This is a genomic window from Pantoea brenneri, assembly GCF_038594305.1.
In the GTDB taxonomy this organism is placed as follows: domain Bacteria; phylum Pseudomonadota; class Gammaproteobacteria; order Enterobacterales; family Enterobacteriaceae; genus Pantoea; species Pantoea brenneri.
In genome coordinates this window covers 50,341-76,078 of sequence record NZ_JBCGBG010000009.1, presented here as the reverse complement: position 1 = coordinate 76,078, position 25,738 = coordinate 50,341, and the positions used below count along the sequence as shown (strand labels likewise).

Sequence of the window (25,738 nt, the reverse complement as noted above, 5' to 3'; positions counted from 1 at the left end):
GCTGGCAGTGATTTTTCATGTATCGCGTTATGCGGAGGATAGAATGCGACATCCACTGGTTATGGGTAACTGGAAGTTGAATGGCAGCAAGCAGATGACAGCCGAACTGATCGACGGTCTGCGCAAGGAACTGTCCGGCGTTGATGGGTGTGGCGTTGCCATTGCACCGCCAACCGTCTATCTCGAGCAGGCGAAACATGCCATCTCTGGTAGCCACATCGCACTGGGTGCGCAGAACGTAGACGTTAACCTGTCTGGCGCCTTCACCGGTGAAGTTTCTGCCGAGATGCTGAAAGATATCGGTGCGAAATACATCATCATCGGTCACTCCGAACGCCGCACCTACCATAAAGAAAGCGACGAATTCATTGCGAAGAAATACGCAGTGCTGAAGTCAGTGGGTCTGGTACCGGTGCTGTGCATTGGCGAAACCGAAGCAGAAAACGAAGCGGGTAAAACCGAAGAAGTCTGCGCGCGTCAGCTGGATGCCGTGCTGGAAACGCAGGGCGCCGAAGCGTTTAAAGACGCGGTCATCGCTTACGAGCCAGTCTGGGCTATCGGTACCGGTAAATCAGCGACCCCTGCGCAGGCGCAGGCGGTGCATAAATTTATTCGTGATCATATCGCGAAGAAAGATGCGGCGATCGCTGAACAGGTCATCATTCAGTACGGCGGTTCGGTCAACGATAAAAATGCTGCTGAGCTGTTTACCCAGCCCGACATTGATGGCGCGCTGGTTGGCGGTGCGTCACTGAAAGCCGATGCGTTTGCCGTGATTGTTAAAGCGGCAGCAGCGGCGAAAAATGCCTAAGCGCTAATGCGCACCCTGAAGGCGGCTAATTAAGCCGCCTTTTTTATTGGCGAGATCAGCTGACAGCGATGATCCTGCACCTCTTCCGCTGAACCACGGTTCAGCAGCAGCCAGTTACGCTCAATCGCCATCAACACCAGCCGTCCGTCAGATAAACCCGCCAGCGCCAGACCATATTTTCCCATCGCCGTACGTGCCTGTGGCACCTCATCCGCCAGACGGATGAAAACGCTTTGCTGTGCCAGCTCTGCGGGCGTCAGCGTGCGCAGCCAGTAGCGATGATTGCGCAGCGTGGTCGCCTGCCACCGCGCCGTAAGCTGCGGCATCAGCTGATCAAGCTGCTGACGCACATCCGGCCGTAAACAGGAGAGATGAATATGGAGCTGGTTCTGGGTGCGGCCGTACTGTGCGTTGATCGCCAGCGAAAGCACCCGATCGTCGATCGGTGAGCCGCGCCGTTGCGCCAGTAACTGGCGTTCATGCCAGGCGAAAGCAAAATAGTTGGGCGTGGTGGTCTTCAACAGCTGCGGACTTTCAATGCCAGTGATTTTATCGAGCGGGATCAGCAGATATTGCAGCGGGCCGTGAATATCTTTCAGCGTGGCGTAGCGATGCTGCAGATCAACCCGCTGGCAGGGAGCCGGCTCGCCATGCCGCAGCTGATTGGGCAGACACTTTTCGCTGACGATTTGCCACAATGCATCGGCGTTTTTTTTGAAATGAAGGGCGGCGGCCAGCATGCCCGCAATCACCAGTATCAGCAGAAACGCAATCAGACCGACTGCGCGACGACGTGGCTGCATAACAATGCTTCCTGTGGGATTCAGCAGCCTGCATCCTCGCCTGGCGATACGCTAATGTCACGGAGAATTGTTTGGGCGGGCCAGCAAATGGCGATGAACGGGAGAGCACAGAGACGCGGCCAGCGCAGGGCGCGCTGGCCGCACCCGATTACGGTTTCATTACCTGGTCGTAGCTGCCGCCATCGGCGAAGTGCGCTTTTTGTGCCTGGGTCCAGCCGCCAAATTTATCCTGAATGGTAAACAGCTTCACTGGCGCAAAGGTGCTGGCGAATTTTTTCGCTACTTCAGCATCACGCGGGCGATAGTAGTTCTGCGCAGCGATGGTCTGGCCTTCTGGCGAGTAGAGATATTTGAGGTACGCATCCGCCACCTTGCGAGTGCCCTTCTCATCCACCACTTTGTCGACTACCGATACGGTGGGTTCGGCCAGAATAGATTCACTCGGCGTAACAATCTCGAACTTGTCTTTACCCAGCTTGTTAACCGCCAGATACGCTTCGTTTTCCCAGGCGATCAGCACATCACCGATACCGCGCTCAACAAAGGTATTGGTTGCGCCACGCGCGCCGGAATCCTGCACTTCAACGTTTTTAAACAGCGCCCGGACGTAGGCCAGTGCTTTAGCCTGATCGCCGTTATTGTGATCCAGTGCCCAGCCCCAGGCGGCCAGATAGTTCCAGCGTGCGCCGCCAGACGTTTTCGGGTTCGGGGTAATCACCGATACGCCCGGCTTGATCAGATCGCTCCAGTCATGGATCCCTTTGGGGTTGCCTTTGCGTACCAGGAAGACGATGGTTGAGGTGTACGGTGCGGAGTTGTCGGGCAGGCGCTGAAGCCAGTTTTTGTCGATACGACCACGCTCGGCAATCGCATCTACGTCGGATTGCAACGCCAGGGTGACCACATCGGCACGAATGCCGTTGATGACCGAGGTAGCCTGCTTACCGGAACCGCCATGAGACTGACGGACCACGACGTTATCGCCGGTTTCCTGTTTGTAGTGCGCACTGAACGCTTTGTTGTATTGCTCATACAACTCGCGTGTCGGATCGTAGGAAACGTTTAATAACTGGATGTCTTTCGCCAGCACGCTGGTTGAGGCCAGCAACAGGGTAATTCCGATACTCCACTTGTTCATTACGCACTCTCCCAATATCGTTATGGGCTAAGCGTGACATAAACCATTACAGAGCTAAAAGAATTAAAAATAAGCTGTTATAACCGTGCGGAATATACAGGCGAGCAGATCGGGCGTGCTGTACTGCACGCCCGCAGAAGGGATCAGTAAAGCTGTTTAGCGGTATCCAGCCAGTCGCGCTTGAACGGACGCTTCATATTTTCAATCGCGTCGATGATGTCGTGATGCACCATCTTCTCGTTCTGGATGCCGACGCAACGTCCGCCGTAACCCTGCATCAGCAGTTCAATGGAGTAGGCTCCCATGCGTGACGCCAGAATACGGTCGTAAGCACAGGGTGCGCCGCCACGCTGAATATGACCCAGCACGGTTGAACGGGTTTCGCGTTTGGTTTCGGTTTCGATGAAGCGTGCCAGATCGTCGATATCGCAGATATGTTCGGTGATCGCCACGATAGCGTGCTTTTTACCTTTGGCGATGCCGGCTTTGATCTCCGCCACCAGCTCTTCGCGGGTGTAAGGGATTTCCGGCAACACGATAAATTCGCAGCCGCCCGCAATCGCCGCCGCCAGCGTCAGGTCACCGCAATAGCGGCCCATCACTTCAACAATCGAAATACGCTGATGCGAAGAAGAGGTATCGCGCAGACGGTCAATCGCCTCGACCACGGTTTCCAGCGCGGTGAAATAGCCAATGGTGTAATCGGTACCGGCTACGTCGTTATCGATGGTGCCGGGTAAACCGATGCAGGGAAAGCCCATCTCAGTCAGGCGTTTGGCGCCCATATAAGAACCGTCACCGCCAATAACCACCAGCGCATCGATGCCACGCTTTTTCATGTTTTCAATCGCGACCTGACGCACATCTTCATTACGGAATTCAGGAAAGCGTGCAGAACCGAGGAAGGTGCCGCCGCGGTTGATCATATCAGAGACGCTATAGCGATCGAGGTTGATCATGCGATCTTCATACAAACCCAGATAACCGTCATAGATCCCAAAAACTTCCAGTCCTTCACTCAGCGCGGAACGTACCACTCCACGAATAGCTGCGTTCATGCCTGGGGCGTCGCCGCCGCTGGTCAATACACCAATTTTTTTGATCATGACAACCTCTGGATTGTTCAAAACTAAGGGTTAATCCTGCCTGTCGATCGCTGCTGAGCATCATTCTTGCGATTAGCGCGACACGTGATGGCAGATAGTATATCAAAGGCTTGCTGCTGAATTGATTCAGGTCAGACAACTTTTCACTATTTTTTGCAGCAATGTTAGCGTTACGTCATGCCTTTCGTATCAGCTTGATTCATTTAAGTTAAAAACCTAAAGAATCTTCTCTCTCGAACGGTACCACAGAACAGGGATCCTGATGGATAATTACGTCCGAACCGGGAAATTCTTTGCGTAATGCTTTCTCAACCTGGTCGGCAACACGGTGTGCCTGCACCAGCGGCAGCTGATCTTCCAGCTCCAGGTGTAGCTGAATAAATTTGGTGGGTCCGGACTGGCGGGTACGCAGATCGTGTACCCCCTGAACCCGCGGCCACTGCGTCGCTATCGTCAGAATCCGCTGCCGTTCCTCTTCCGGTAACGCGCGATCCAGCAGCGCCTGTACCGCCTCATATCCCATCCGCAGCGCGCTGTAGAGAATGAACACGCCAATGCCCAGCGCAAACAGCGCGTCCGCGCGGGCGAAGCCGTAACCGCTCAGCACCAGCGCGATCAGGATGGCACCATTCATAATTACATCTGACTGATAGTGCAGCATATCGGCCCGGATCGCCTGGCTGCGGGTTTTGCGCACCACCCAGCGTTGAAAGGCCACCAGTATCAGGGTCGAGGCCAGTGCCACCACGGTTACCACGATGCCGACGCCAGGCGCACGGAGTACGTTTGGTGAAGCGAGATGTTGCAGGCCGGTCAGAAACAGGAACAGTGCGGAGCCCGAGATAAACATGCTTTGCGCCAGCGCCGCCAGCGATTCCGCTTTGCCGTGTCCGAAGGTGTGGTTTTCATCCGCCGGTTGCAGCGCATATCGCACCACCAGCAGATTGGTCAGCGAGGCGGCGATATCGACCAGTGAATCGACCAGCGCAGCCAGCAAGCTCACTGAACCGGTGTACCACCAGGCGAAAATCTTTACGATTAACAGCACAGACGCAAGGATAGTCGCGGCCAGAGCAGCACGCTTTACCAGTCGACCATAAGAGGGTTGCATGCCAGGTTCCGTATGCAGCATCAAGGGAGATGCGCACCCAAATGAAAGAATGGCTAAAGTTTAACACTGCTGTCAGAAGACCGCTTAATTGTGATCAAAGAGAGGGATGTCGGCCGGGGAGAACGCGATAATAAAAACAAGCCCCGACCACAGCAGGAGGACGGGGCACAGTGCTTAACACATCAGGGCCAGCATTATTTCATCTGCCAGCCGCGTCAGGGCGTGAGACAGCAATTACTTTTTGCCGCCTTTTTTTCCTGCTTCTGATGCTTTTTCACGATCGTTTTTGAAATTTCCGCCGCCGCTGTTCTGGCCGCCTTTTTTACCAGCTTCAGATGCTTTCTGCGGATTTTCTGCGAAATTACCTGAACCACCACGATGCTCTGCCATAACTTACTCCGTTAATAGATTCATTCAGGACGACATAATGTGGTTGTTGCTCCCTGAGACTTCGCGAAGACACTTCACTTCCCTGCAGTGACAGGATTAAGTGTAGAAGCTGGACCTGATCCAGCAAGCGCAACGCGGGGAATGCAGGCCGTTGAAAACCCAGGTTAATCTGATGACTTCCGCGCATAAGTTCATATATATCAATTCGTTAATAAATTACCTGCAGCGGCAAATACTCCCGGTGCGCTTAAGCGCAGTCATCGTGCGTAAACAGAGTTAAACGGCGGTGATCGGTAGCGCAGGCTGACTAAGCGCTAATCAAATGGCGTTTTTATTGCGGAGTGATGATTACTGTCAAAGCAAAAAAACCAGTAAAAAGATAAAAAAAACCCCCGCATCATGCGGGGGAAGACAGGGATGGTGTCTATGGCAAGGAAAACAGGGATACTATGTTACTGGTTACTGCTGGTACTACTCACTGCTTGCAGTGATGATGCTGACTGCAAATTCGATAAATGACGCAGCTCATTCAGTCGCTGCTGGTAGTTCTTCTGCAACGTGGCCTGCTGGGCCGGCGTTAGCAGATGAAACATTTGATTCTGTACACGCGCCATCTCGACCTGTTGTTCAACCTGAACTCTGGCGATGGTTTCCGCCTTCTCGCGGATGGCCGTTTCGTTAAATTTGTCTGCAGTCACTAACTCATGCAGAGCGGCGATATCATCAAGACGGACCGCCGGGCGTTCGTGTCGGGCCTGTTGCATCAGGTCACGCATCTGCTGACGCTGCTGTTCGGTCAACTCGATGCCCTCGAACATGTGGCTTTGCGGATTTTGCGTCATACTGCCTGTCGGCAATCCGCCATGATGCATCTCGTCAATCGTCGTCGTATCTTTTGCACCTGCGCTGGCGAGACTGAGAGCCATCGCTGAGGCAAGGACGACGGCGGTTAATGTGCGCATCGTTTACTCCAGTTCGTTCCGTTTTGCGATTCAACGAGAGCCAGTGTACGGCGATAGCTGCAAACATCCGTCAGGGGGTGTAAAACTACGTAAAGCGATGGATAGGTGCGCCAGGAACACGGTATTTTGCCTGCGGAGGGCTACAAAAATGAATAAAATCCTGTTGGTAGATGATGACCGCGAATTAACTTCGCTTTTAAAAGAACTGTTAGAAATGGAAGGGTTTGAGGTGGTGGTAGCCAGCGACGGTGAACAAGCGCTGAACCTGCTTGATAACTCCGTTGATCTGCTGTTACTGGATGTGATGATGCCGAAGAAGAACGGTATCGACACCCTGAAAGAACTGCGACAGCAACATCAGACTCCGGTCATCATGCTGACCGCGCGCGGTAGCGAGCTGGATCGCGTACTGGGCCTCGAACTGGGCGCGGATGACTATCTGCCTAAACCGTTTAACGATCGTGAGCTGGTGGCCCGTATCCGCGCTATTCTGCGCCGCTCTAACTGGAGTGAACAGCAACAGCAGCAGGACAACAGCTCACCGACGCTGGAAGTCGACTGCCTGCGGCTTAATCCGGGTCGCCAGGAGGCCAGCTTTGATGATGTGACGCTGGATCTGACCGGCACCGAATTCACCCTGCTCTATCTGCTGGCACAGCATCTGGGTCAGGTGGTGTCGCGTGAACATCTGAGTCAGGAAGTGCTGGGTAAACGCCTGACGCCGTTTGACCGGGCGATTGATATGCACATCTCCAACCTGCGCCGTAAGCTTCCTGAGCGTCGTGATGGTCATCCATGGTTTAAAACCTTACGCGGCCGGGGCTACCTGATGGTTTCGGCATCATGATTGGCAGTCTGACCACCCGCATCTTTGCCATCTTCTGGTTAACCCTGGCGTTGGTATTGATGCTGGTGCTAATGGTGCCCAAACTCGATTCCCGACAGATGACCTCGCTGCTTGAAAGTGAACAGCGGCAGGGCATCATGATTGAGCAGCACGTTGAAGCCGAGTTGTCACAGGATCCGCCTAACGATCTGATGTGGTGGCGCCGGTTATTCCGTGCAGTAGAAAAATGGGCGCCGCCGGGTCAGCGGCTGCTGTTAGTGACCAGCGAAGGCCGGGTAATCGGCGCGCAGCATAATGAAATGCAGGTTATCCGCAATTTTATCGGCCAGTCCGATAATGCGGATCATCCGCAGAAAAAGAAGTATGGTCGGGTTGAACTGGTGGGGCCGTTTGCGGTTCGGGACGGTGAAGATAACTATCAGCTCTACATGATTCGTCCAGCCAACAGTTCTCAGCTCGATTTCATCAATCTCCTGTTTGATCGCCCCTTATTGCTGCTGATCGTGACAATGCTGATCAGTTCGCCGCTGTTGTTGTGGCTGGCCTGGAGCCTGGCACGTCCGGCCCGTAAGCTGAAATATGCTGCCGATGAAGTCGCCAGCGGTAACCTGCGTCAGCATCCGGAACTGGAATCGGGCCCGCAGGAGTTCCTGGCTGCCGGCTCCAGCTTTAATCAGATGGTCAGTGCGCTGGAACGGATGATGACCGGTCAGCAACGTCTGCTGTCAGACATCAGCCATGAGCTCCGTACGCCGCTTACCCGACTGCAGCTGGCAACGGCGCTGCTGCGTCGTCGTCAGGGCGAGGGCAAAGAGCTGGAGCGCATTGAGATGGAAGCGCAGCGTCTGGATGGCATGATTAACGACCTGCTGGTGCTGTCGCGCACCCAGCATAAAAATGCGCTGGTCAGTGAGGCGATGAAGGCGAATCAGCTGTGGAACGGGGTGCTGGAAGATGCCCGCTTCGAAGCCGAGCAGATGGGCAAGAAGATGGACATACCTTATCCGCCGGGTCCATGGCCGCTTTACGGCAATCCGCACGCGCTGGAGAGTGCGCTGGAGAATATCGTGCGTAACGCGCTGCGTTATTCAAACAGCCACATCAGCGTCAGCTTCTCGGTCGATATCGCCGGTATCACGGTACATGTCGATGATGATGGTCCTGGCGTCAGCCCGGAAGATCGCGAACAGATTTTCCGACCGTTTTACCGTACTGATGAAGCGCGCGATCGCGAATCGGGCGGCACCGGCCTCGGTCTGGCCATCGTCGAAACCGCCGTGCAGCAACATCGCGGCTGGGTTAAGGCCGATGACAGCCCGCTTGGCGGCCTGCGCCTGACGATCTGGTTACCGCTCTACTCCTCCGGTCGACAATAATTTGCTATGCTTCGGCCCTCGTTATTGGGGGCCTTATGCTTAACATTGTGTTGTTTGAACCAGAAATCCCGCCTAATACCGGCAATATCATTCGCCTGTGCGCCAATACCGGCTTTCAGCTCCACCTGATTGAGCCACTCGGCTTTGCCTGGGATGACAAACGCTTACGTCGTGCCGGTCTGGATTATCACGAATTTACCGCCATCAAATTCCACGCAGACTATGCGGCATTTCTGGCGGCAGAATCGCCCGCGCGGCTGTTTGCCCTGACCACCAAAGGCACGCCAGCGCACAGCGCAGTGCAGTATCAGGCCGGGGATTATTTACTGTTTGGTCCGGAGAGCCGCGGATTGCCGGCTGAGATTTTGCAGGCCTTACCGGCACAACAGAAGATTCGTATACCGATGCAGGCCGAAAGCCGCAGTATGAATCTGTCGAATGCGGTCTCGGTGGTGGTGTATGAAGCGTGGCGCCAGCTCGATTACGCTGGCGCACTGATTAAAGGCTAGATGCCGTCGCCAAACTGAAAGCCCGCCAGGCTGCCGTTGAAGTGCTGATCCATATCCATTGACGGCTTATCACTGCCGGGTTTACCCACGATGCGCGCAGGCACGCCTGCGGCGGTGGTGTGCGGTGGCACAGGCTGCAGGACCACGGAACCCGCGCCGATTTTTGCTCCGCGTCCGACCTCAATGTTACCGAGGATTTTCGCCCCGGCACCAATCATCACCCCTTCACGGATTTTTGGATGACGATCGCCGCTGGTTTTGCCGGTCCCGCCGAGCGTAACTGACTGCAGGATCGAGACATCATTCTCAACCACTGCCGTTTCACCAATCACAATGCCGGTCGCATGGTCGAGCATGATGCCGTGACCAATGTTAGCGGCAGGATGGATATCAACCGCAAATGAGACGGAAATTTCATTCTGCAGATAAACCGCCAGCGCACGGCGTCCCTCGTTCCACAACCAGTGGCCGATACGGTACGCCTGTAAGGCGTGGAAGCCCTTAAGATAGAGCAGCGGCGTGGAATATTTGTCCACCGCCGGATCGCGCTGACGGACCGCCTGAATATCATAGGCGGCTGACAGAATCATCGTGGGGTCTTCGCGATACGCTTCTTCGACAATTTCACGGATGGCGATCGCGGGCATAATCGGATTGGCCAGCTTATTAGCCAGCATATAACTCAAGGCACTACCGAGATTCTCATGCTTAAGCAATGTCGCGTGGTAAAAGCTGGCCAGCATCGGCTCACAATCAGCCAGGGCTCGCGCTTCTGCTTTGATATTATTCCAGACCAGTTCTAACTCATCAGACGACATTGCTGTTTTCTCCCGATAAAAAAAGCGCCTGAATGGGCGCTACAGGTGATGACGCTACGCTTCCTGCTTTAGCTATTGCTGTTTTCGTCCTTCCTTGTCCGCCCCAGCAGGCTTAATGCTGCATCCCGCGCGGGTTTTTCGCAATACAACACCTGATAAATCTGCTCGGTGATCGGCATTTCGACGCCGACACGCGCAGCTAACGCTCTGACTTCTTTGGTGTTTCGGTAGCCTTCTACAACTTGTCCGATAATGCGTTGCGCGCTATCTACATCCTCACCTTGTCCCAGCATCATGCCAAAACGACGGTTGCGCGACTGATTATCGGTACAGGTCAGTACCAGATCGCCCAATCCCGCCATGCCCATAAAGGTGGTGGGATCGGCACCCAGCGCCGCGCCAAGACGGCTCATTTCCGCCAGCCCGCGCGTAATTAATGCGGTACGTGCATTGGCACCAAAACCGATGCCATCCGAAATACCGGCACCGATAGCAATCACGTTTTTCACCGCCCCGCCCAGCTGTACGCCGATAAAGTCAGGGTTGTTGTAAACGCGAAAACTTTTACCACAGTGCAGCTTCTGCTGCAGATCGTCAGCAAACTGCGCATCGGTCGCCGCCAGTGCAATCGCGGTCGGTAAACCTGCCGCCAGCTCTTTCGCAAAGGTCGGGCCAGAGATCACTGCCAGCGGAATCGCCTCGCCAACGATCTCACGCGCCACATCCTGCAGCAGACGTCCGGTCTCTTTTTCCAGCCCTTTGGTCGCCCAGACAATACGCGAATCGGCACGCAATTCCGGCTTGATCTGCTGCAGCACATCACCAAAGACGTGACTCGGCACCACAATCAACAGATCGCGGCTGGCCGCAATGGCTTTCGCCAGGTCCGGCTCAAGGGAGAGATTATCAGGGAACGGCACATCGGGCAGGAAGGCGGTATTACAGCGGTCAGACTGAAGTTGCGCCAGGTGCGCCGGGTTATGTCCCCACAGCAGCACCGGATGGCCGTTACGGGCCAGGGTAATCGCCAAAGCGGTGCCGTACGAGCCGGCACCGATGACGCTAATCGAAGCGTGAGTAGTCATCAGGCATCCTGATGTGGTTCGGCGCCTTCTTCACCTTGCTGCTGCTGCAGGTAGTTCATGAACAGCGCATCAAAGTTAACCGGCGCCAGGTTCAGCTGCGGGAAAGTACCACGTGAAACCAGGCTGGTAATGCATTCGCGGGCATACGGGAACAGGATGTTCGGGCAGTAAGCACCCAGGCAATGGGCCATCTGCGTGCCTTCGATACCGCTGATAGTGAAAATACCGGCCTGCTGAACTTCACACAGGAAAGCGGTCTCTTCACCCACGGTTGCGGTTACAGTCACACGCAGCACGACTTCATAAACTTCGTCAGCCAGTTGGGAAGATGCAGTATCCAGATCCAGTTTTACGTCCGGCTCCCACTCTTTCTGGAAAACCTGCGGCGCGTTAGGCGCTTCAAATGAGATATCTTTGGTGTATACGCGCTGAATCTGGAATTGCATTTCGTTAGTGTTGTGTTCTGACATGTGACCAGGTCCTATAAGTGAGAATGTCCGGCGTAAAATTACGCCTGCAGTAAAGGATCTAAACCTTCGCGATTATCGAGTGCAAATAAGTCGTCGCAGCCGCCAATGTGCTGCGCATCAATGAAAATCTGAGGCACGGTAGTACGACCGCTGCGCTTAATCATCTCTTCACGTTTCGCCATGTCCCCATCAATGGGAATCTCCTGGAACGATACGCCTTTTTGCGTTAACAGCGCCTTCGCCCGATGGCAGTAAGGGCAGGTCGCTTTGGTATACATCTCGACATTTGCCATGATTTAGCACCTCAGTAAGATTATTTACCGCGAATTAACGGCAGATTTTCACCGCTCCAGCCGCTGATGCCGTCTTTCAGCACCGATACCTGAGTAAAGCCAGCAGCACTCAGATGGGCAGCAGGATCGGCCGCGCTTTGTCCGGTCGCGCACACCACGATGATCGGCTGTGCTTTATGTTTTTCCAGTTCGCCTAAGTTGCCTTTTTTAATCTCTGCGGCTGCCACATTCAGCGCGCCTGAGATATGCCCTCTGCGAAAATCGTCGCGCGAACGCACGTCTACAACTACCGCGTCCTCTTTGTTAATCAGGCGGGTTGCTTCACCGCGGCTGATGGTTTTTACCTTAGAGAACATTCCTTTAACGGTAGTCACAATCACCAGAATGAGTAAAACAACCCATGCCAGACTGAGGATGGGGTGATTGCTTGCAAACTGCATAATTTCTTGCATGAGGGGTAACGACTCCAGACCGGGCTAATAAGCTAAAACAAGGGTTCTGAGTATACCTGCGCCACTTCTCATGTACAGATGCTAAGCGGCCAGAGTGGCAATTTGAGTAGCATTTTCCAAAAAAATCTGGCTAAAGCACAAAAATGGCGTAACGCTTAGGCGATGTCCTGTAAAAACCGGACATAACTGGAAAAGCAAATGCCGGTGCGGTTTACTGGTAAGCGGCGGTTCATCGTGGAATAATCATTGGCCTATGAAGGGAAAAACAACCGTTTCGCACACAAGGACCCGTCGCAACGGCGATAACCTGCCGTTGTCCACACATCTGTCCACCCTCTCCCTTAGCCTGCTTTGTGCGGGCGTACTGTTATTGCCAACCGCCGCGCGCAGTGCGGAAGACAGCAAATCTCAACTGCAATCTATTCAGCAAAACATCGCCGAAAAAGAGAAAAGCGTTAAAGCGCAAAAACTACAGCGCAGCAAACTGCTGGATCAGTTGCAGAGTCAGGAAAAAATCATCGCTCAGGCCAGCCGTCAGCTGCGCGAAACCCGGAATAGCCTGACAGCATTGAACAATGACATCAGCCAGCTCGCCAGCTCGATCGCCCGGCTTGAAAAGCAGCAGACACAACAGGAAAAGCTGCTTTCACAGCAGCTCGACGCCGCGTTTCGCCAGGGCCAGCATAATGGCCTGCAACTGCTGCTGGGTGGCGAAGAAAGTCAGCGCAGCGAGCGCATTCTGGCCTATTTCGGTTACCTGAATGCCACGCGTCAGAAGAGCATTGAGGCGCTGCAGCAGACACGACAGGATTTGAACCAGCAGAGGGCCTCGCTGGAGCAGAAGCAACAGCAGCAGAAAGGCCTGTTAGCCCAGCAGCAAAGCCAGCAGCAGAAACTGCAGCAGGCGAGCGCAGCACGTAAGAAAACCTTGTCGGTACTGGAAAGCGCGCTGGAAAAAGATCAGGCCGATCTGGTGGAGATGCGCCAGAACGAAACCCGCCTGCAGGACAAAATCGCCCGGGCAGAGCGTGAAGCACGGGAACGTGCTGCCCGCGAAGCGCGTGAAGCGGAAAAAGTGCGTCAGCGTCAGGCGCAGGCGAAAGCCAAAGGATCAAGCTATCAGCCGACCCAGAGTGAACGCGAGCTGGTCGCCCGAACCGGCGGCCTGGGTCGCGCGGGCGGTCAGGCCTTGTGGCCGGTACGCGGACGTATTGAGCATCGCTTTGGCGAACAGCTACAGGGTGAGCTGCGCTGGAAAGGGCTGGTGATTGATGCGCGCGAAGGCACCGAGGTGAAAGCCATCGCCGACGGTCGCGTACTGATGGCCGACTGGTTACAGGGCTATGGTCTGGTGGTGGTACTGGAGCATGGTAAAGGCGATATGAGCCTGTATGGCTACAACCAAAGCGCTCTGGTGACCGTCGGTGCACAGGTGAAAGCCGGTCAGCCTATTGCGCTGGTCGGTACCAGCGGCGGCCGTGGCACACCGTCGCTCTATTTTGAAATTCGACGTCAGGGACAGGCCGTCAACCCACTCCCGTGGTTAGGAAAATAAGTTTTGCTACAACTTCGAAAAATCTCCGTACTGCTGAGCAGTTTGCTGCTCAGCTACGCTGCCCACGCCGGCAAACTCGCGATTGTGATTGATGATGTCGGTTATCGTCCGACCGAAGAGAACAAGGTTCTGCAGATGCCGCAGGCGATCTCGGTTGCCGTGCTGCCCAATGCGCCGCACGCGCGTGAAATGGCCACCAAAGCGCATCAGAGTGGCCACGAGGTATTGATCCATCTGCCGATGGCACCGCTCAGCAAGCAGCCGCTGGAGAAAGATACCTTAACGCCGGAGATGAGCAGTGAAGAGGTAGCACGCATCATGCGTAATGCAGTCAGCAACGTGCCTTATGCGGTGGGTCTCAATAACCATATGGGCAGCAGAATGACCTCCAGCCTGCCCGGCATGCAAAAAGTGATGCAGGCGCTGAACCACTACAATCTCTACTTCCTGGATAGCATGACCATCGCCAACAGCCAGGCAGTGCCGGCGGCGCAGGGTACCCAGGTCAAAGTGCTGAAGCGCAGAGTTTTTCTGGATGACAGCCAGGATATTAACGCCATTCGCCAGCAGTTTAGCCGCGCGGTAAAGCTGGCGCAGCGTGATGGCTACGCCATCGCCATTGGTCATCCGCATCCCAACACGGTCCGGGTGCTGCAGCAGATGTTACCCACGCTGCCGGCTGAGATTACCTTAGTCCGTCCCAGCCAGTTGCTGAACGAGCCGCTGCATAATGGCACTCGCCCGCCAGCCACATCGGTAGCGCCAACCAAGCCCGCTTCTCCGCGCTTCCAGCCGCCAGGGCTGTGTAAGCCGAAACGGCCGCTGACACCGGTTCCGGCGACCCGAGCACTGGAAGTGGTAGGCGAAAGCGTGAGCCAGAGTCCGCTGTTTAAGCAGGTAAAAAGTCTGTTCTGAATTTGCTATGAATGCTAAGTATGCAGCTTAGCGTTCATTTCTACGCAGAAATTACTATAATCCCGGGTCGGGCCATGAGGTGCTGTGTGGAATATTGAGACGGATGACGATTAATAAACAAAAAATTCTGCTGCTGGATAACGGCAGAGAATGGGGAGGCGGCACCAACAGCATGCTGGAGCTGCTGAAGCGTATTGATCGTCAAAAATTTGATATCACCTGCTGCTTCTACCACAACTACGGTCGCGGCAACGGCGAAACCATCGAGTCCGCGCTGCTTGCACTGGATATTCCGGTATTCTTTATTCCACAAATCAAACAACCGCGCTGGGCCAAAATCGTCAAAGAAGTGGCGCGCGCGCTGCTGTTTTTCAATAAAAAACTCAAGAAGCGCGCCATCGATCTGATTGATGAGCGCTGGCGTATCATCCCCAACGCCAGCAAAATTAACTCGTTGTTACAGCTCGGCAAGTACGACACCCTGTACATGAATAACCAGCCCAGCACCAATATTGAAGGGTATCTGGCGGCGCGAGGCCTGAATGTGGCTGTGGTCCAGCACTGTCGTATTGATCCGTTGCTGGAGCCGCGGCTGGTAAAAATGGTCAATCAGGATTGCCAGGCGGTGATTGCGGTCTCCGAGGGCGTGAACGCCACGTTACGTAAGCACGGCGTGAATGCAGATCGCTGTTTTACCGTCAGTAACGCCATCGATATTCACCAGCCGCTGCCTGACCGCCTTGAGGTGCGTCAGCGCTTTAAACTGGCTCCTGGCACCTTTGTGTTTGGCTCCATCGGCTCACTGATCCTGCGTAAATCCAATCATCATACGTTGCAGGCGCTGGGCCGCTTCAAACGTGCCAATCCGGATGCCGACTGGAAAATGGTTATTGTGGGTGCCGGGCCTGAATTACAGCACCTGCTGCAGCTGGCGACGGCGGAAAATATTCAGAACCACGTGGTGTTTACCGGCTTCCAGAATAACGCGCTGGATTATCTCACCGCCTTCGATGCGTTTATTCTCGCGTCGCGCAGTGAAGGTCTGCCACGGGTGGTGCTGGAAGCGATGCTGGTGAACACCGTCGTCGTCGGTTCGCGCGTGGTCGGTACTGCCGAATTGATCAGTCATGATGAAACCGGGTTGCTGTTTGATTACGGCAATGTGGTGCAACTGACCCAGCATCTTACTGCGTTATGGCAGGATGCGGATTTACGTCAGCGACTGATCAATGCGGCAGGCAAGCGCGTGCGCGAACAATACGCTATTGAAACCTACGTCAGCGGCGTCGAAAATATTCTTCAGAGCGTCGTCAGAGAAAAACCCCATGCTTAATTTTTTAAATCCTCGCTATCGCCATATCCGGGCGCGCCATAACCTGCCCTACGATCAGGCGGACGTGCAGGGTGAGGTGACGGTGACCTCGGTGGTGATCCCCTGCACCGGCGCGGATTACATTGAAGAAGCCCTGCTCAGCGCCACGTTTGCCGCGCGCTTTGCAACGCAGATAGAAGAGATTGTTATCGTCAGCGATCAACCTGCGGCGGCCTTTGGTGAACTGCCGGCCAAAACCCGGGTTGCGACGCTGGACGTTCCGCATCGCGAGGAAAACTATCGCTATAAGCAGATCTATCGCAGCCGGTTGATCAAACTGCAGGCCCCCCTGCAGGCCAAAGGCGACGGCATTCTGATGATCGATTCTGACCTCAATCTGCTTAAGATGCCTGACATCAGAATGAAGCCAGGCCATCTCTACTCCAGCTTCCGTCAGGGCAAAATGATTGCCAAACTGGAAGGCGCACCAAAAGAGGGGATTCCCGCCTATTACCTGCCCAGTATTCGTCCTTACCTGGTCGACCATGTAAACAGTGCTTATCTGGCGGCGACGCGGGCGGTCTGGCAGCGTATTTCACCGCTGTGGCTGACGCTGTTTAATGATACCTGGCATTTAATGAATGACAGTCAGCCACCGACCGATCAACCGCCGCTGGCGGTATTGCTGGATATGCTGGATCTCAGGACCGTTAATCTGGGTGAATGGGCTAACTGGCCGGTTTCGAAGAAAATGGGCGGTCAGTCAGCCGTCATCCCGGCAGAGGTGGTGGGCGCACACGGCGGCTTCCCGCTGTCGGAATGGCAAAAATACCTTAGCGATCCCCGCCAGCCGCTGATGTTCAAAGGTCAGGATTACACCCGCAAGGTGCGCTACCTGACCGATGAAGAGAAAAAGCAGGCGTAATAACGCGGCCGCGCAACGGCCGCTTTATGTTTAATCCCAGTTGAGGATCACTTTGCCGGAGTGTCCGGAACGCATCTCATCAAAGCCCTGCTGAAAATCATCAATCGCATAGCGATGGGTAATAATCGGCGTTAAGTCGAGCCCCGACTGGATCAGCGCCGCCATTTTATACCAGGTTTCAAACATCTCGCGACCGTAGATCCCCTTAATAAACAGACCTTTAAAAATCACCAGGTTCCAGTCGATCGCCATCTCACCCGGTGGGATACCCAGCAGCGCTATCCGCCCACCGTGATTCATCACCTCAAGCAGCGTGCGGAAAGCCGGCGGCGCGCCCGACATTTCCAGCCCGACATCAAATCCCTCGGTCATCCCCAGCGAATGCATCACCTCACGCAGATCTTCTTTTGCCACATTAACCGCCCGGGTAACGCCCATTTTCTGCGCCAGCGCCAGTCGGTATTCATTAATGTCGGTGATCACCACATTGCGCGCGCCAACGTGACGACAGACCGCCGCCGCCATAATGCCGATAGGACCGGCTCCGGAGATCAGCACGTCCTCACCGACCAGATCAAACGACAGCGCGGTATGTACCGCATTCCCGAACGGGTCAAAAATCGCCGCCAGCTCATCGGAAATGTTGTCAGGAATTTTGAATGCATTGAATGCCGGGATCACCAGATATTCGGCAAAACAGCCCTGACGGTTAACGCCCACCCCGATGGTATTGCGGCACAGATGGGTGCGTCCGGCACGGCAGTTGCGGCAATGGCCGCAGGTGATGTGGCCTTCGCCTGACACCCGATCGCCAATAGAAAAACCTTTGACCTCCTGGCCGACCGCCACCACTTCACCCACATATTCATGGCCAACAATCATCGGCACCGGGATCGTTTTGCGCGACCAGTCATCCCAGTTGTAGATGTGTACGTCGGTCCCGCAGATGGCCGTTTTACGGATTTTTATCAGCAGGTCGTTATGGCCCGGCTCAGGAACAGGCGCATCAGTCACCATCCAGATGCCCGCTTCTTTTTTCAGTTTGGCGAGTGCTTTCATGGTCATTTCCTCAGGCGATAACGCCCAGTTGTTTGCCGATTCGGGTAAAGGCCGCGACCGCGCGTTCCAGTTGCTGCTGAGTATGGGCAGCAGAAATCTGGGTGCGAATGCGCGCCTGACCTTTGGGCACCACCGGATAGAAGAAGCCGGTGACGTAGATGCCTTCCTGCTGCAGCAGGCGGGCAAACTCCTGCGCCACGCTGGCTTCGCCCAGCATCACCGGGATAATGGCGTGATCGGCACCGGCCAGGGTAAAGCCTGCCGCAGTCATCTGCTCACGGAAGAAGCGGGCGTTATCCCACAGCCGCTGACGCAGGCCGTCGCCTTCGCTCAGCAGATCAAGCACCCGCAGAGAGGCGGCAACGATTGCAGGTGCCAGTGAGTTGGAAAACAGATAAGGACGCGAACGCTGACGCAGCCACTCGACCACTTCCGCTTTCGCCGCGGTGTAACCGCCTGATGCGCCGCCCAGTGCTTTTCCCAGCGTGCCGGTGATGATGTCGACACGGCCCATCACCTCACAATACTCATGGGTCCCGCGTCCGGCATTGCCCACAAAACCCACCGCATGCGAATCATCCACCATTACCAGCGCGGAGAATTCATCGGCCAGATCGCAGATCGCCGGCAGGTTAGCAATCACGCCATCCATAGAGAACACGCCATCGGTCGCGATCACAATGTGACGAGCACCGTTAGCACGCGCCTCCTGTAAACGCGCCCGCAGCTGTTCCATATCGTTATTGGCGTAACGATAGCGCTGCGCTTTACACAGCCGGACACCGTCAATGATCGAGGCATGATTCAGGGCGTCAGAAATGATGGCGTCCTGCGCATCAAACAGAGTTTCAAACAGTCCGCCATTGGCGTCGAAACAGGAGGAGTAGAGGATCGCATCTTCCATTCCCAGAAATTCCGCCAGCCGTTTTTCCAGCAGCTTATGGCTATCCTGGGTGCCGCAGATGAAGCGCACTGATGCCATGCCAAATCCGTGCGAGTCCATCCCCTCTTTTGCCGCCTGGATCAGGGCGGGATGGTTAGCCAGCCCCAGATAGTTGTTGGCGCAGAAGTTGATCACCGCCGGATCGCTGCCGACGGCGATTTCCGTCTGCTGGGCAGATGTGATAATCCGCTCCTGTTTAAACAGGCCTTCCTGACGGGCAGTATCGAGTTGCTGACGAAGTTGTTGATAAAATTGCGCGGGCATTATTGCTCTCCTCAGATGGCAAAAATTTGGCACATCTTACTGAACAGCGAGCCTGACCACGATAAATCACCCAACAGAATGTCATTTTTGCAGCATAGTTCACGCCTTGGCGCATACCGCACAAATCGTTACAGAGTCATCTGGCTGTCTGCACCCTGATGAAATGTTATGATGTGAAGTATTCGTGTGTGAAACCTCCTGTTTCACCCCACAACGTTGAAGGTAACAACATGATTATCGTAACTGGCGGCGCAGGAATGATTGGCAGCAACATCGTCAAAGCGCTGAACGATCGCGGTCACACCGACATTCTGGTGGTGGATAATCTGAAGGATGGCACCAAGTTTGCCAACTTAGTCGACCTGGATATCGTCGATTACATGGACAAAGAAGAGTTCCTGATGAGCGTGATGGCGGGCGATGATTTAGGCCCGATCGAAGCGGTGTTTCATCAGGGTGCCTGCTCCTCCACCACCGAGTGGGATGGCAAGTACATGATGGAGAACAACTATCAGTACTCCAAAGAGCTGCTGCACTTCTGTCTTGAGCGCGAGATCCCGTTCCTTTATGCCTCTTCAGCAGCCACCTATGGCGGCCGCAACGAAAATTTCATTGAAGAGCGCCAGTATGAGCAGCCGCTTAACGTCTACGGCTACTCGAAGATGCTGTTCGATCACTACGTCCGTCAGATGCTGCCGGAAGCGAACTCTCCGGTGTGTGGTTTCCGCTACTTTAACGTCTACGGACCGCGTGAAGGCCACAAAGGCAGCATGGCGAGCGTCGCTTTCCATCTCAACACCCAAATCAGCAACGATGAAAATCCAAAACTGTTTGAAGGCAGCGACGGTTTCAAACGCGATTTCATCCACGTGGATGATGTGGCCGCAGTGAACCTGTGGTGCTGGGAGAACGGCGTCTCCGGCATTTATAACTGTGGTACCGGCCGCGCAGAATCCTTCCAGGAAGTGGCAGATGCGGTACTGAAATTCCATCAGAAAGGCCAGATTGAGTACATTCCGTTCCCGGAAAAACTCAAAGGACGCTATCAGGCATATACCCAGGCCGATCTGACCCGGCTGCGTGCCGCAGGCTATGACAAGCCGTTCAAAACCGTGGCGCAGGGCGTCGCTGAATATATGGCCTGGCTTAACCGTAACGCATAAAGGAAGCTGCTCCGGCGATGAAAATTCTGGTAATCGGCCCGTCGTGGGTCGGCGATATGATGATGTCGCAAAGTCTCTATCGCACGCTCAAGGCCGAGCATCCCGATGCGGTGATTGATGTGATGGCACCGGCCTGGTGTCGTCCCCTGTTGTCACGCATGCCGGAAGTAAATCAGGCGCTGGCGATGCCGCTTGGCCATGGCGCGCTGGAAATTGGCGAGCGTCGCCGGTTAGGCAAAACGCTGCGCGCCAGCCACTATGACCGCGCCTATGTGCTGCCGAATTCGTTTAAGTCGGCGCTGGTGCCGTTCTTCGCCGGGATCAAACGTCGCGTCGGCTGGCGCGGCGAAATGCGCTATGGCTTGCTGAACGATCTGCGGGTGCTGGATAAAGCCGCTTTCCCGCTGATGGTCGAACGCTACGTCGCGCTGGCCTATGACACGCCGGTCGCGTCGGCGCAGCAGCTGCCGCAACCGCTGCTGTGGCCGAAGCTGCAGGTCGGGGAGCAGGAGAAAATTGAAACCGCCGCGCAGTTTCAGCTGTCGGCGACGCGTCCGATCATCGGTTTTTGTCCCGGCGCCGAATTTGGTCCGGCAAAACGCTGGCCGCACTACCACTACGCTGCGCTGGCGCGACAGCTGATCGCAGAAGGATTCCAGATTGTGCTGTTTGGCTCGGCAAAAGATCGGCCGACCGGTGAGGAGATTATCGCCGCACTGCCGCAAGAAGCCCGCATTCACTGCCGTAATCTGGCCGGTGAAACCCAGCTGGAGCAGGCGGTAATACTGCTGGCACAGTGCCGGGCAGTGGTCAGTAACGACTCCGGGCTGATGCATATCGCCGCCGCGCTGGACCGTCCGCTGGTCGCGCTCTATGGGCCAAGCAGCCCCGACTTTACGCCACCGCTGGCTCGCCAGGCGCGGGTTATTCGCCTGATTAGCGGCTATCACAAAGTACGCAAAGGCGATGCCGAACAGGGATATCATCAGAGCCTGATCGACATTCAACCTGAGCGCGTGCATCAGACCCTTACCGAATTACTCGACGCGCCGCAGGAGGTGCCATGCACGTCCTGATCGTTAAAACCTCCTCAATGGGCGACGTGCTGCATTCGCTGCCAGCGCTGACCGATGCGATGCACGCTATTCCTGGCATCCGTTTTGACTGGGTGGTGGAAGAGAACTTTGCCCAGATCCCCGGCTGGCATCCTGCGGTGGATAAGGTGCTGCCGGTAGCGATCCGCCGCTGGCGCAAACACTGGTTTGGCAGCCAGCAACGTGAAGAGCGCGTGCTGTTTAAGCGCGCGTTACAGTCACGTCAGTACGATATTGTGATTGATGCGCAGGGGCTGATCAAAAGCGCGGCCCTGGTGACGCGGTTGTCAAAAGGCGTTAAGCATGGCCAGGATAGCCGCAGCGCCCGTGAACCGTTTGCCAGCTGGTGGTATGACGTGCGGCACGAGGTCAACAAGCAACAGCACGCCGTCGAGCGGACGCGCGAACTGTTTGCTAAAAGTCTCGGCTATGAGAAACCGCACGGCCAGGGCGACTATGCGATTGCCGGACATTTCCTGCATCACCTGCCTGCCGATGCCCAGCACTATCTGGTGTTTCTGCACGCCACGACGCGTGACAATAAGCACTGGCCAGAGTCGCACTGGCGACAGCTGATTGAACGGGTGCAACCAAGCGGATTGCGGGTTAAGTTGCCGTGGGGCGCAGAACATGAGCACCAGCGTGCGCAGCGCCTGGCTGAAGGATTTGACCACGTCGATGTGCTGCCGAAACTGACGCTGGAGGCGATTGCCCGGCAACTGGCTGGCGCGCGTGCGGTAGTGTCAGTCGATACCGGATTAAGTCACCTGACCGCCGCGCTGGATCGCCCTAACCTGACGCTGTATGGCCCGACCGACCCAGGCCTGATCGGCGGTTACGGTCAAAATCAACAGGCGCTGAGCGCCCCGAATCATAATCTGGCGGAGCTGACTGCCGACGCGGTGGCAGAGAAACTGCAGGCCGTTATTACGGAAAACAGGCCATGAACTATGTGTTGATCTATCTGCTGCTGGTGCCGTTTCGCACGCTGATGCGGCTGTTTTACCGGCCGACCGGGCGCAATCTAATCATCCAGACGGCAAAAATCGGTGATTTCATTAATATCACACCGATGCTGCGCGCGCTGGGTCAGTCCGAATTATTGATCAGTAAGGCGGTAGAACCGCTGGTGCGCCATGATGATACCGTCAGCCGCTATTTTCTGATCGAAGAGGCGAAGCGCAGCTTCTTTGCCAAGCTTAAACTGGCGTTCATCCTGATGAACCGCTATGACAATGTTTATCTGGTGCAGCCCAACAGCGTAAACCTGTTTTTTGCATCGCTGTGTAACGCGCCGAACAAACAGTTTCTGCGCACCTATGTGCGTAAGTCCTACCACGCGGTGTTCTATCGCAGCGCCAGCGGCATTGTGGATCATGCTAAAACCGATTTAACCCTCGACAGCTACCTGAAACTGATTAATCGCGAGTACCGCTATACCGATTTTCCTAAGCACGCCACGTCGCCGCTATGGCAGCCGCCCGCGCCGCCCGCTGCGCTGCTGACTCCGCGTGAAGGCATTAAAATCGGCATCAGTATTTCCGCTGGCAACCGGGCGAAAACTATTCCCGCCAGTGTCTGGCAGCAGCTGATGGAAGCGCTGGCCGACCTGCCCTGTACCTTTTATGTGTTCGGGCCGCCTGCTGAACAGCCGTGGCTGGATGAATTGCTGAGCTTAACCGGACCGAAAGAAAATATCGTGAGCCTGATTGGTGAGCTAAAACTAGAAGAGGTGCCCTGGGCCATCGCGCAGATGGATTTCTATATCTCATCTGACTCCGGCAATGCCTATATTGCCGATGCGCAACAGATACCGGTGATCATGCTTTATGGCCCTTGTGAAGTCAGGGAACAGCGTCCGGTCAACAATGTGCTGTTTATCGGGCCCGATAATGTTGCTGCGTCGACATTCGTTTTTGCCACGCGTTTTCGCTTTGATCAGCCTGCTGAAAAATTATTTGGGCTGGATCACGATAAACTGACTAGAATACAAGCGTTTATTACTCATAACCTGGAATAGTGAAGCGTAATGGCAATTACCCCTGTTGCTGATGCTGTTCAGCAAAGTAAGCTCCTGGTCAACACGCTCTCTGATACGGATGCAAATCCCGTGCACGTTGCCTTTGGCATCAACCACGCCTACGCGCGTGGTCTGGGCATTACGTTATTTTCACTACTCAGCCATCATCCTGATACCGCTTTCCACGCTCATATCTTTTCAGACTCGCTAAGCGAGCAGGATGTCGAAAAATTACGCTCGCTGGCGGCCGGTCATCGGCTGGCGATTACGCTACACATTTTCAACAGTGCCTGGGTCGATCAGTTGCCGGCGGTCGGACGCTATCCAAAAAGCATCCATTATCGTTTTTTGATCCCCGAAACCGTGGCGCGCTTCAGCGATCGGGTGATCTACATCGACGCCGATACGCTGGTGGTGGGTGACTATTCGCCGTTATTCACCCTGGATATTGCCGATTACACGCTGTGTGCCTGTAACGACACGCCACGGGCGCGTCAGAATCAGTGTCCGAAGCTCGGTCTCAAGGGCAACAACTACTTCAACTCCGGCTTTATGCTGATCAATATTCCACGCTGGATGGCGCGTCAGACCACGGCCCGCATTACCGAGGTGCTCGTCACCCGCGGAGCGGAGTTTGGTTTTCCCGATCAGGATGCGTTGAACATTGTGCTGGAAGATGAAGTACTGATCCTGCCGGAGCGTTACAACCACATTTACGACATCATCGCGAACAAGGTTTGGCACCGCTTCCAGGTTCCGAACGATACCGTGATGATTCACTACACCGGTAAATGCAAACCCTGGCATGCCTGGGGCGGTAGCGATCTTTCGTTGCTCTATTACGACTACTATCAGCGATCGCCGTGGGCCGCTCAGTCACTGGATTTACCGCAGCATTATAAAGAGATGAAGCGCTTCGCCCGGATTAAGTGGTATCAGAAGCAATATGCGGAAAGCGTCAGCTGGATGATGAACTATGTCCGACACAAGTTTTTCGGTTAGCGCGGCGCGGACAATTTTTGCTACCGGTTGTGTCACCTGACGTATCTGTGGCGTGACGGGCGTTCGCTATTCCACGTTTCAGGCATACCGCTTCAGGAAAAAGGGACTCTGCGTGCGTTTTTGTTAACAATTCCGGTGATTTACTTCAGCCTGGGCCAGAGTCAGTTTTATAATCATCAGTCACCCTATTTTATTTTGCTGGCCTGGACCTGGTTTATGATGATGAGGCAAACCCCTTTCGCTTTTCACTCTGCACAGGTGCAAACGTTGTCATGAGTGCCCTTCCCCTGTTGAGTATCATTACGCCTATGTACAACGCGGGCAGCATGTTTGATGAATTCATGCAGTCGCTGCTGGCGCAAACGCTGACGTCTCTGGAGATCATCATTGTCGATGACGGTTCAACCGACGGTTCCGGTGAGCGCGCCGACTATTACGCCCAACATCACTCCCACGTTCGGGTCATTCATCAGGAAAACGGCGGCGTCTCACGCGCGCGTAATGCTGGCCTGGCGATCGCGCAGGGGAAATATGTCACCTTTCCGGATGCTGATGACACCATGCAACCGGAAATGTACCAGACGCTGGTGACGCTGGCGGAACAGGACGATCTGGATGCGGCACAGTGCAATGCCGAATGGTATTTCAAACATAGCCAGCGGGTGAAGCCGCTGATTCCGCTGGACCGCCTGCGCAGTACCGGCGTACTGAGCGGTCCCGACTGGCTGAATACCGCGTTAAAAACCCACCGCTACATGCATGTGGTCTGGCTGGGCATTTACCGTCGTGCGCTGATTGAACAGCATCAGTTGCTGTTTGAGCCAGGGCTGCACCATCAGGACATTCCGTGGACCACTGAATTCATGTTGCTGGCGAAACGCGTGCGCTATACCGATGCGGTGCTGTACCGCTACTACATGCATGACGCCTCAATCAGCAACCGCAAGCGCACCGGCCAGCGTAATGTCGAATACCAGCGTCACTATCTGAAGATTGCCGCTATGCTGGAAGCGCTGAATCATCGCTACCGCGGCAAGGTAAAAATCTATCCTTCGTTCCATTATCAGGTGACGCATGAAGCGCTCAGCGTCTGTCATAGCGTACGTCGGGAGCCGGATAATGACGCACGCCGGGCGATTATCGCCGACCTGTTTGCCAGCCAGACGCATCGCCGAATGCTACGCAATGCCCGCGGGATTAAGCAGTGGTATCAGCTACTGCTGTGGCTGAGTCGTCTCTATCGCTGGCGTTACAAATAACCCTTGAGGCTGGCTTTATCCTAAAAAGGGTTTGCCCTACAATCGGTTCACTAAAA

General features: G+C 55.0%; 27 protein-coding genes. 14 read left to right on the top strand and 13 right to left on the bottom strand.

What is annotated here, in order from left to right:
* The first annotated feature begins 43 nt into the window (after window positions 1-43).
* The gene (tpiA, locus tag AABB92_RS21650) at window positions 44-811 is read left to right on the top strand and encodes a triose-phosphate isomerase (protein ID WP_031375607.1); all 768 of its coding nucleotides are present in this window, start codon (window positions 44-46) and stop codon (window positions 809-811) included.
* 29 nt (window positions 812-840) lie between these two features.
* On the opposite strand, the gene AABB92_RS21645 is transcribed toward tpiA, so the two are convergent.
* The 6 genes from AABB92_RS21645 to cpxP form a co-directional block, all read right to left on the bottom strand.
* On the bottom strand, window positions 841-1,614 hold the full coding sequence (locus tag AABB92_RS21645) for a CDP-diacylglycerol diphosphatase (RefSeq protein ID WP_046289521.1): 774 nt from the start codon (window positions 1,612-1,614) through the stop codon (window positions 841-843).
* A 148-nt stretch (window positions 1,615-1,762) separates the two neighbouring features.
* Window positions 1,763-2,752, bottom strand: coding sequence for a sulfate ABC transporter substrate-binding protein (locus tag AABB92_RS21640; RefSeq protein ID WP_031375606.1), 990 nt, complete (start codon window positions 2,750-2,752; stop codon window positions 1,763-1,765).
* 143 nt (window positions 2,753-2,895) lie between these two features.
* Window positions 2,896-3,858: a 6-phosphofructokinase gene (gene pfkA / locus AABB92_RS21635; RefSeq protein ID WP_046289520.1), complete on the bottom strand. Its 963-nt coding sequence runs from the start codon at window positions 3,856-3,858 to the stop codon at window positions 2,896-2,898.
* 208 nt (window positions 3,859-4,066) lie between these two features.
* Window positions 4,067-4,969: a CDF family cation-efflux transporter FieF gene (fieF, locus tag AABB92_RS21630; RefSeq protein ID WP_031375604.1), complete on the bottom strand. Its 903-nt coding sequence runs from the start codon at window positions 4,967-4,969 to the stop codon at window positions 4,067-4,069.
* A gap of 234 nt (window positions 4,970-5,203) precedes the next feature.
* Window positions 5,204-5,359, bottom strand: coding sequence for a con-10 family general stress protein (locus tag AABB92_RS21625; RefSeq protein WP_031375603.1), 156 nt, complete (start codon window positions 5,357-5,359; stop codon window positions 5,204-5,206).
* Between the two features lie 452 nt (window positions 5,360-5,811).
* Window positions 5,812-6,321, bottom strand: coding sequence for a cell-envelope stress modulator CpxP (cpxP, locus tag AABB92_RS21620; RefSeq protein WP_031375602.1), 510 nt, complete (start codon window positions 6,319-6,321; stop codon window positions 5,812-5,814).
* A 148-nt stretch (window positions 6,322-6,469) separates the two neighbouring features.
* Here cpxP and cpxR point away from each other — a divergent pair, with 148 nt between their 5' ends.
* The 3 genes from cpxR to trmL are packed head-to-tail and all read left to right on the top strand — an operon-like array spanning window position 6,470 to window position 9,053.
* Window positions 6,470-7,168 carry an envelope stress response regulator transcription factor CpxR gene (gene cpxR / locus AABB92_RS21615; protein WP_031375601.1) on the top strand — a complete coding sequence of 233 codons (699 nt, stop codon included), beginning with the start codon at window positions 6,470-6,472 and terminating at the stop codon, window positions 7,166-7,168.
* On the top strand, window positions 7,165-8,544 hold the full coding sequence (gene cpxA, locus AABB92_RS21610) for an envelope stress sensor histidine kinase CpxA (protein WP_031375600.1): 1,380 nt from the start codon (window positions 7,165-7,167) through the stop codon (window positions 8,542-8,544). Before cpxR ends, cpxA begins: the two co-directional genes overlap by 4 nt.
* A gap of 35 nt (window positions 8,545-8,579) precedes the next feature.
* Entirely contained in the window at window positions 8,580-9,053 is a 474-nt protein-coding gene (gene trmL / locus AABB92_RS21605) for a tRNA (uridine(34)/cytosine(34)/5-carboxymethylaminomethyluridine(34)-2'-O)-methyltransferase TrmL (RefSeq protein ID WP_031375599.1), read from the top strand.
* Here the strand turns inward: trmL and cysE are convergent.
* From cysE to AABB92_RS21580, 5 genes are all read right to left on the bottom strand, one after another.
* The gene (gene cysE / locus AABB92_RS21600; RefSeq protein WP_046289519.1) at window positions 9,050-9,871 is read right to left on the bottom strand and encodes a serine O-acetyltransferase; all 822 of its coding nucleotides are present in this window, start codon (window positions 9,869-9,871) and stop codon (window positions 9,050-9,052) included. The genes trmL and cysE overlap by 4 nt on opposite strands.
* Window positions 9,872-9,939: 68 nt before the next feature.
* The gene (gene gpsA, locus AABB92_RS21595; RefSeq protein WP_031375598.1) at window positions 9,940-10,956 is read right to left on the bottom strand and encodes an NAD(P)H-dependent glycerol-3-phosphate dehydrogenase; all 1,017 of its coding nucleotides are present in this window, start codon (window positions 10,954-10,956) and stop codon (window positions 9,940-9,942) included.
* Window positions 10,956-11,426: a protein-export chaperone SecB gene (gene secB / locus AABB92_RS21590; protein WP_031375597.1), complete on the bottom strand. Its 471-nt coding sequence runs from the start codon at window positions 11,424-11,426 to the stop codon at window positions 10,956-10,958. The genes gpsA and secB overlap by 1 nt, the downstream gene beginning before the upstream one ends.
* Before the next feature lie 38 nt (window positions 11,427-11,464).
* Window positions 11,465-11,719 (bottom strand): glutaredoxin 3, encoded by a 255-nt coding sequence (gene grxC / locus AABB92_RS21585; RefSeq protein ID WP_008926942.1) that lies wholly within the window; start codon window positions 11,717-11,719, stop codon window positions 11,465-11,467.
* A gap of 20 nt (window positions 11,720-11,739) precedes the next feature.
* Window positions 11,740-12,171, bottom strand: coding sequence for a rhodanese-like domain-containing protein (locus AABB92_RS21580; protein ID WP_031375596.1), 432 nt, complete (start codon window positions 12,169-12,171; stop codon window positions 11,740-11,742).
* 253 nt (window positions 12,172-12,424) lie between these two features.
* Between AABB92_RS21580 and envC the strand changes: the two genes are divergently transcribed.
* From envC to AABB92_RS21560, 4 genes are all read left to right on the top strand, one after another.
* Window positions 12,425-13,726, top strand: coding sequence for a murein hydrolase activator EnvC (gene envC / locus AABB92_RS21575; protein WP_046289517.1), 1,302 nt, complete (start codon window positions 12,425-12,427; stop codon window positions 13,724-13,726).
* Window positions 13,727-13,729: 3 nt separating this feature from the next.
* Window positions 13,730-14,641 (top strand): divergent polysaccharide deacetylase family protein, encoded by a 912-nt coding sequence (locus AABB92_RS21570; protein WP_031375595.1) that lies wholly within the window; start codon window positions 13,730-13,732, stop codon window positions 14,639-14,641.
* Between the two features lie 103 nt (window positions 14,642-14,744).
* On the top strand, window positions 14,745-15,974 hold the full coding sequence (locus AABB92_RS21565) for a glycosyltransferase (RefSeq protein ID WP_031375594.1): 1,230 nt from the start codon (window positions 14,745-14,747) through the stop codon (window positions 15,972-15,974).
* On the top strand, window positions 15,967-16,878 hold the full coding sequence (locus AABB92_RS21560; RefSeq protein ID WP_031375593.1) for a hypothetical protein: 912 nt from the start codon (window positions 15,967-15,969) through the stop codon (window positions 16,876-16,878). The genes AABB92_RS21565 and AABB92_RS21560 overlap by 8 nt, the downstream gene beginning before the upstream one ends.
* A gap of 30 nt (window positions 16,879-16,908) precedes the next feature.
* Here the strand turns inward: AABB92_RS21560 and tdh are convergent, their stop codons facing one another.
* Both tdh and AABB92_RS21550 read right to left on the bottom strand, forming a co-directional pair.
* On the bottom strand, window positions 16,909-17,937 hold the full coding sequence (gene tdh, locus AABB92_RS21555) for an L-threonine 3-dehydrogenase (protein WP_031375592.1): 1,029 nt from the start codon (window positions 17,935-17,937) through the stop codon (window positions 16,909-16,911).
* A 10-nt stretch (window positions 17,938-17,947) separates the two neighbouring features.
* A complete protein-coding gene (locus AABB92_RS21550; RefSeq protein ID WP_031375591.1) occupies window positions 17,948-19,144 on the bottom strand; it encodes a glycine C-acetyltransferase in 1,197 nt (398 codons plus the stop codon).
* A 230-nt stretch (window positions 19,145-19,374) separates the two neighbouring features.
* Between AABB92_RS21550 and rfaD the strand changes: the two genes are divergently transcribed.
* The 6 genes from rfaD (at window position 19,375) to AABB92_RS21520 (ending at window position 25,682) form a co-directional block, all read left to right on the top strand.
* A complete protein-coding gene (gene rfaD, locus AABB92_RS21545; protein WP_031375590.1) occupies window positions 19,375-20,307 on the top strand; it encodes an ADP-glyceromanno-heptose 6-epimerase in 933 nt (310 codons plus the stop codon).
* A gap of 17 nt (window positions 20,308-20,324) precedes the next feature.
* Entirely contained in the window at window positions 20,325-21,383 is a 1,059-nt protein-coding gene (gene rfaF, locus AABB92_RS21540; RefSeq protein WP_046289516.1) for an ADP-heptose--LPS heptosyltransferase RfaF, read from the top strand.
* Window positions 21,371-22,348: a lipopolysaccharide heptosyltransferase RfaC gene (rfaC, locus tag AABB92_RS21535; protein WP_046289515.1), complete on the top strand. Its 978-nt coding sequence runs from the start codon at window positions 21,371-21,373 to the stop codon at window positions 22,346-22,348. Before rfaF ends, rfaC begins: the two co-directional genes overlap by 13 nt.
* The gene (locus AABB92_RS21530) at window positions 22,345-23,421 is read left to right on the top strand and encodes a glycosyltransferase family 9 protein (RefSeq protein ID WP_031375139.1); all 1,077 of its coding nucleotides are present in this window, start codon (window positions 22,345-22,347) and stop codon (window positions 23,419-23,421) included. Before rfaC ends, AABB92_RS21530 begins: the two co-directional genes overlap by 4 nt.
* Before the next feature lie 9 nt (window positions 23,422-23,430).
* Entirely contained in the window at window positions 23,431-24,423 is a 993-nt protein-coding gene (locus tag AABB92_RS21525) for a glycosyltransferase family 8 protein (protein WP_031375140.1), read from the top strand.
* 209 nt (window positions 24,424-24,632) lie between these two features.
* The gene (locus AABB92_RS21520; protein ID WP_046289514.1) at window positions 24,633-25,682 is read left to right on the top strand and encodes a glycosyltransferase; all 1,050 of its coding nucleotides are present in this window, start codon (window positions 24,633-24,635) and stop codon (window positions 25,680-25,682) included.
* Window positions 25,683-25,738 lie beyond the last annotated feature (56 nt).

Bases quoted from the DNA above. Each gene is read 5' to 3' on its own strand.
- tdh (WP_031375592.1), bottom strand. From the start codon at position 17,937: ATGAAAGCACTCGCCAAACTGAAAAAAGAAGCGGGCATCTGGATGGTG.
- AABB92_RS21530 (WP_031375139.1), top strand. From the start codon at position 22,345: ATGAACTATGTGTTGATCTATCTGCTGCTGGTGCCGTTTCGCACGCTG.
- rfaC (WP_046289515.1), top strand. From the start codon at position 21,371: ATGCACGTCCTGATCGTTAAAACCTCCTCAATGGGCGACGTGCTGCAT.
- AABB92_RS21550 (WP_031375591.1), bottom strand. From the start codon at position 19,144: ATGCCCGCGCAATTTTATCAACAACTTCGTCAGCAACTCGATACTGCC.
- AABB92_RS21560 (WP_031375593.1), top strand. From the start codon at position 15,967: ATGCTTAATTTTTTAAATCCTCGCTATCGCCATATCCGGGCGCGCCAT.
- envC (WP_046289517.1), top strand. From the start codon at position 12,425: ATGAAGGGAAAAACAACCGTTTCGCACACAAGGACCCGTCGCAACGGC.
- secB (WP_031375597.1), bottom strand. From the start codon at position 11,426: ATGTCAGAACACAACACTAACGAAATGCAATTCCAGATTCAGCGCGTA.
- cpxA (WP_031375600.1), top strand. From the start codon at position 7,165: ATGATTGGCAGTCTGACCACCCGCATCTTTGCCATCTTCTGGTTAACC.
- cysE (WP_046289519.1), bottom strand. From the start codon at position 9,871: ATGTCGTCTGATGAGTTAGAACTGGTCTGGAATAATATCAAAGCAGAA.
- pfkA (WP_046289520.1), bottom strand. From the start codon at position 3,858: ATGATCAAAAAAATTGGTGTATTGACCAGCGGCGGCGACGCCCCAGGC.
- trmL (WP_031375599.1), top strand. From the start codon at position 8,580: ATGCTTAACATTGTGTTGTTTGAACCAGAAATCCCGCCTAATACCGGC.
- tpiA (WP_031375607.1), top strand. From the start codon at position 44: ATGCGACATCCACTGGTTATGGGTAACTGGAAGTTGAATGGCAGCAAG.
- AABB92_RS21625 (WP_031375603.1), bottom strand. From the start codon at position 5,359: ATGGCAGAGCATCGTGGTGGTTCAGGTAATTTCGCAGAAAATCCGCAG.
- AABB92_RS21525 (WP_031375140.1), top strand. From the start codon at position 23,431: ATGGCAATTACCCCTGTTGCTGATGCTGTTCAGCAAAGTAAGCTCCTG.
- rfaD (WP_031375590.1), top strand. From the start codon at position 19,375: ATGATTATCGTAACTGGCGGCGCAGGAATGATTGGCAGCAACATCGTC.
- AABB92_RS21645 (WP_046289521.1), bottom strand. From the start codon at position 1,614: ATGCAGCCACGTCGTCGCGCAGTCGGTCTGATTGCGTTTCTGCTGATA.
- grxC (WP_008926942.1), bottom strand. From the start codon at position 11,719: ATGGCAAATGTCGAGATGTATACCAAAGCGACCTGCCCTTACTGCCAT.
- rfaF (WP_046289516.1), top strand. From the start codon at position 20,325: ATGAAAATTCTGGTAATCGGCCCGTCGTGGGTCGGCGATATGATGATG.
- AABB92_RS21640 (WP_031375606.1), bottom strand. From the start codon at position 2,752: ATGAACAAGTGGAGTATCGGAATTACCCTGTTGCTGGCCTCAACCAGC.
- fieF (WP_031375604.1), bottom strand. From the start codon at position 4,969: ATGCAACCCTCTTATGGTCGACTGGTAAAGCGTGCTGCTCTGGCCGCG.
- gpsA (WP_031375598.1), bottom strand. From the start codon at position 10,956: ATGACTACTCACGCTTCGATTAGCGTCATCGGTGCCGGCTCGTACGGC.
- cpxP (WP_031375602.1), bottom strand. From the start codon at position 6,321: ATGCGCACATTAACCGCCGTCGTCCTTGCCTCAGCGATGGCTCTCAGT.
- AABB92_RS21565 (WP_031375594.1), top strand. From the start codon at position 14,745: ATGACGATTAATAAACAAAAAATTCTGCTGCTGGATAACGGCAGAGAA.
- cpxR (WP_031375601.1), top strand. From the start codon at position 6,470: ATGAATAAAATCCTGTTGGTAGATGATGACCGCGAATTAACTTCGCTT.
- AABB92_RS21580 (WP_031375596.1), bottom strand. From the start codon at position 12,171: ATGCAAGAAATTATGCAGTTTGCAAGCAATCACCCCATCCTCAGTCTG.